This window comes from Nitrosomonas sp. Nm33 (assembly GCF_900107265.1).
In the GTDB taxonomy this organism is placed as follows: Bacteria; Pseudomonadota; Gammaproteobacteria; order Burkholderiales; family Nitrosomonadaceae; genus Nitrosomonas.
In genome coordinates this window covers 1-4,463 of sequence record NZ_FNPJ01000120.1, presented here as the reverse complement: position 1 = coordinate 4,463, position 4,463 = coordinate 1, and the positions used below count along the sequence as shown (strand labels likewise).

Here is a 4,463-nt window from a genome sequence, read left to right as displayed (position 1 = left end):
AGTGATCTTGTGTTTTCTCCGATGGCGCACTTGAATGCCTGCTTCTCTCATGAGTTTACGGATTTTGTAACGGCCGATTGGGTGGCCTCGCACAGACATGGCTTTCTTCATTCGCCGACTGCCGTAACTGTAATCGCTGGCAGCTGCAATCTCCTTGATCAATCGAAGCTTCTCCTGATACTCAGAATCACGCAGGCTTTCACGATTTTCATGCTGGTAACGATAAAAACCATTACGAGTTACGCCCAATAGTCGACACATCGGGTCAACAGGCCAGGTCTTCTTATGATGGGCGATAAACGAGTATTTCATCTCGTTTCTTTGGCAAAGAAGACTGCCGCCTTTTTTAACACTTCTTTCTCCATCTTCAATCGCCTGTTCTCTTCTTTTAGCCGGCGAATTTCTTCCTGCTCCAAGGTCAATCTGCCATTGCCACGAAAGGCTTGGCCATCATCAGCCTGATACTCATTGATCCAACGGCACAACATCTTGACATTGATATTCAGGTTCTTTGCAGCCTCTACTCTTGTATAGCCCTGATCAAGCACCAGACTGATTGCATCCAGCTTAAATTCCTTCGTATATTTCTTCCTCGTATTCATTCCTCAATCTCCAGTTAAGATAAATTATCCCTTAACTGGGTTGGTCAATTCTATTAAACCATGTCAGATGATTCCCCAGTAGAGAAAGAGAAAAAAGATATTGATCACGGCGATTACAAGAGAAATTAAGTTTAACCTAAGAACCGCAGTTGACCACTTGGTTGGAGAGTTAAGTCTATGATATATAGGGAACTCTAGAAATTCTATCATTTACCAGAATGGTGAGGCCGCTACGAGGTGTCATATGTCGCTTCAGGCGCGAATGCGGCGTTGCTCTTCGTTGCAGGGGATGGCCCTGTGACCTCATCGCGTCTTGCCTCGCACCTTGATCACCACATGCTCCACCTCGTCCAACTTCGGTTTTTAGGTTTAATAATTTTTCTTTTGAGAACAATTCGTTGCTTGATAAATTATCGCAAAGTGATCTAGCACCGTACTCATGAATAATGAACCTAATATATGCGCTACGACTCGTATTCTTGTTACCTTGGTAATGAAAAAATTATTTGACGGAGGGTAATTGGAAAAGGTTATGTTGAGTATTCGTGCACATTCTTGGGTTAACCGCTTGCAAACTTTTCTGCTGATTTGTTTGCTGCTGGGTATTTTTATTCTCGCTGGCTGGCTATTATTTGGCGAAGAAGGTTTGTGGTTGATCGCTCTGATCAGTGTAATCATCGTGCTGATACAACCTGCAGTAGGTTCGCGGCTGACGCTGGTGCTCTACCGCGCCCGCCCGATTACACGCCATGAAGCGCCAGAATTATGGCATATCATCGCGTTTCTCGCAGCACGTGCTGAATTACCCAATGTGCCAACATTATATTATGTAGCAAGTCCCATGGTCAATGCATTCACTGTCGGTAACCGGCGGCAGGCTGCCATTGCGCTAACTGACGGTTTGTTGCGTTATTTATCGATACGTGAGCTTGCTGCTGTACTGGCCCATGAGACTGCCCACGTCGCGAATGGTGATCTTATTGTTATGGGTTTGGCAGATTATATCAGTCGATTGACGAGCATGCTGGCGCTGGCGGGCCAGATACTGTTGTTCTTTGCGCTGCCTTCCGTTTTACTCGGTTACGCGACAATCAACTGGCCTGTGCTGCTCTTGCTGCTTTTTTCTCCTCATCTGACTTTGCTGCTGCAACTGGGACTTTCGCGTGTGCGTGAATTTCACGCTGATCTGAAGGCGAGTGAGCTTACTGGAGATCCTGAAGCACTAGCATTGGCGCTAGCCAGGATCGAGCGAGCCAGCCGGTCTTGGCGTACCTGGTTATTTCCTGGTTGGGGCAATCCTCAACTTTCCTGGCTCCGAACACACCCCGCCACTGAGGAACGCATCAAGCGCTTACTATCACTGCGTGCTGCCTCCAATATTCGGTGGTCTGCTCAGCCTCTCTCCTATACATCGAATGAGCGGGTGCGTTCTTCACCGCGCTGGTATTTTAATGGTTTCTGGCGTTAACCCGGATATTTCGCCAGGACGCGGGATGATGGTGAGGAGATTTGCGAGCAAATTTACATATCCAGCGCCAAGTCAATATTCGCGACTATTGGCGCGAAGTGGGGGCGGAAAGATGCAGCAAATCTCCCGCCAGTGCCCGCGAAGGCCAATGGTACAAATTGGATTTGCGTAAATCTGTCCGGAAATGCTTGTTCATCAACTATTGCATTATAGTAGAGGCCGGGTTGGTGAAATATCCGGGTTAGCACTATGCAAAATTTACGCACCTGGCTGTAGAACGACACCGATTTCTTGCTTTTGCCCATCGCGCACGATGGTCAGTTGTACCGTATCACCAACATTATAATCATCGATCAATGCCAGCAACTTAGAAGCGGAATCCACCTGCTTACCTTGTACGGCCACGATCACATCTTTTGGAATGATGCCACCATCAGGGGTTAAGGTTGCACCTTTCAAACCTGCTTTATCAGCCGCTGAGCCCGGTGTTACACGCAATACGACTACACCTTCAATTTCCAGCATGGCCGTGATGCGCTCATTAAGCCGTTCATCGACTTCAATTCCCAGTGTTGGGCGTATGTATCTACCCTGGGAAATGATTTGCGGTACTACTCGCATGATAGTATCGACCGGCACGGCGAAACCGATGCCGACAGATGCTCCACTTGGACTATAGATCGCTGTGTTAATGCCGATCAGGCGTCCCGCTGAATCCAGGAGAGGCCCGCCCGAATTACCGGGATTGATAGCTGCATCGGTCTGAATTAAATGTTGAATGGGGGTAGCACCGCTTTCGCTGGTAAGGGAGCGATCCAATGCAGAGACAATACCAGTGGTCAGCGTCCAGTCGAGTCCAAAAGGGTTACCGATGGCGAACACCTTTTGCCCGACTTTCAGATCATGACTGGTGCCTATTGGAACAGGGGGTGGGCGTTTAAAACCTACGCCGATTCTCAAAACTGCAATATCGTGTGCTGGGCTTACGCCGACCAGTGCAGCTTTATAGTCACGCCCATCAGCTAGCTTGATCGTTGCTTCACTGGCACCCTCGATCACGTGAAAATTAGTGACGACATGGCCAGCATCATCCCAAATAAAGCCCGAACCTGTGCCCCGAGGAACGGCAAAAACATTGCGCGTCCAGATATCTTGCACTAGCCTGGCTGTTGTGATAAATACGACCGAGTCACGGGATTTTTCGAAAAGCTCAATGGTCGCACGCTCATCTGCAGCCAGATCGCCACGCGCAGTAACCGTGCGTACGCCACCCACTTTAGGTGTGAAAAGTGACTCGATGAGGGGCAATGACCACCATAGCAGCATCAAAGTAATAATGACCAACGTAAGTGCTGTCAGTCGACGCACAAAAGGATCAGAACCTGGAGGGGGAGAGGAGATGGGACGCATAGTCATTTCTCTTATAATGAAAATTATTTGTGACTGAGATAAGGCATAGAAAACACTACATTCTAGTAAGAAAGCTTGTAGCTGAACAATAAAAAGAATCCCATTTTTTTCAAGGAGAAATCTTCCTTAACAGGTTGTTGAGAAACCCACCCGCTCGGGCAGAATCTCACAAAAATTTTTCTATTTTGAGAAGGAGATTCATCGATTCTGTCAGAGTGATTACTGCGAGCTTTGCCCCCATAAGGGCTGTTCACGACCCATCCGAACGACAACTAGCCGCGTACATCGAATACAGCCTGCCTCATTGCTGGTTTGTTGTGCTGGATATTGGTGATCGAGTGTAGAATCATAGACCTTGCCCATAACCAAGAGCGTCTGCTGGACAATGCGCTATGGTTGGGATGCTCGGATCGAAGCGGCTACAGCCATATGGATCTAGCTTATATCGGTGCTGTCCAGACTCATTTCTCAAAAGTAATGCTGGTATTCGATCATTGTCATATCATCAAGTTGTTTAATGAAAAACTGACAAAACTGCGTCGTAATCTGCAACGAGAAACAAAAGATGGGTTGAGTAAATTCGTTTTGGGGTAAACTGTTTTGAAAAGCATTCGTTGGTTGTTGCTCAAGAACCCTAACAATCTAGATGACACTTGCAATGAGCGTTAACGTCTGGATAAAGTACCCAAGCTCAATGAACCCTCGATACTAGCCTATTGTATTACATGAAAGAAGAATTACGCAATACCTGGTATCAACCGGATAAAGCCTCAGCTCAAAAGGTACTAGGATGTTTAGTCCCACGGTGTGCTGGAGTAATATATAGTCAATTATCGAGGGACATATTATGGGACAGGTACTGCATGGAAGCGCCCGTACGACAGAGGCGGTGCGTCGAGCGATACAACATAGTCAAGAGAGCCTGAAAGCATTGGCAAAACGCCACGGAATTAACGAGAAGACCGTGGTGAAATGGAAGAAGC

General features: G+C 47.3%; 5 protein-coding genes and 1 pseudogene. 3 read left to right on the top strand and 3 right to left on the bottom strand.

Features of this window, described 5'->3' with window-relative positions; translation table 11 throughout:
• Window positions 1-312 (bottom strand): IS3 family transposase (locus BLV54_RS14560; RefSeq protein WP_143032543.1); only part of this gene is annotated, 312 nt, incomplete at its 3' end.
• A complete protein-coding gene (locus BLV54_RS14555; RefSeq protein ID WP_090572325.1) occupies window positions 309-602 on the bottom strand; it encodes a transposase in 294 nt (97 codons plus the stop codon). The genes BLV54_RS14555 and BLV54_RS14560, both read right to left, overlap by 4 nt.
• Window positions 603-1,134: 532 nt before the next feature.
• Between BLV54_RS14555 and BLV54_RS14550 the strand changes: the two genes are divergently transcribed.
• Window positions 1,135-2,070: a zinc metalloprotease HtpX gene (locus BLV54_RS14550; RefSeq protein ID WP_090572324.1), complete on the top strand. Its 936-nt coding sequence runs from the start codon at window positions 1,135-1,137 to the stop codon at window positions 2,068-2,070.
• Window positions 2,071-2,328: 258 nt separating this feature from the next.
• Here BLV54_RS14550 and BLV54_RS14540 read toward each other — a convergent pair whose 3' ends face one another.
• On the bottom strand, window positions 2,329-3,480 hold the full coding sequence (locus tag BLV54_RS14540; RefSeq protein WP_090572322.1) for a S1C family serine protease: 1,152 nt from the start codon (window positions 3,478-3,480) through the stop codon (window positions 2,329-2,331).
• A gap of 330 nt (window positions 3,481-3,810) precedes the next feature.
• On the opposite strand from BLV54_RS14540, the gene BLV54_RS14535 reads away from it, so the two are divergent.
• Window positions 3,811-4,074, top strand: a complete 264-nt coding sequence (locus BLV54_RS14535; RefSeq protein WP_090572321.1) for a transposase — start codon at window positions 3,811-3,813, stop codon at window positions 4,072-4,074.
• A 253-nt stretch (window positions 4,075-4,327) separates the two neighbouring features.
• Window positions 4,328-4,463: pseudogene (locus BLV54_RS15825) on the top strand (IS481 family transposase); the annotation flags it as partial.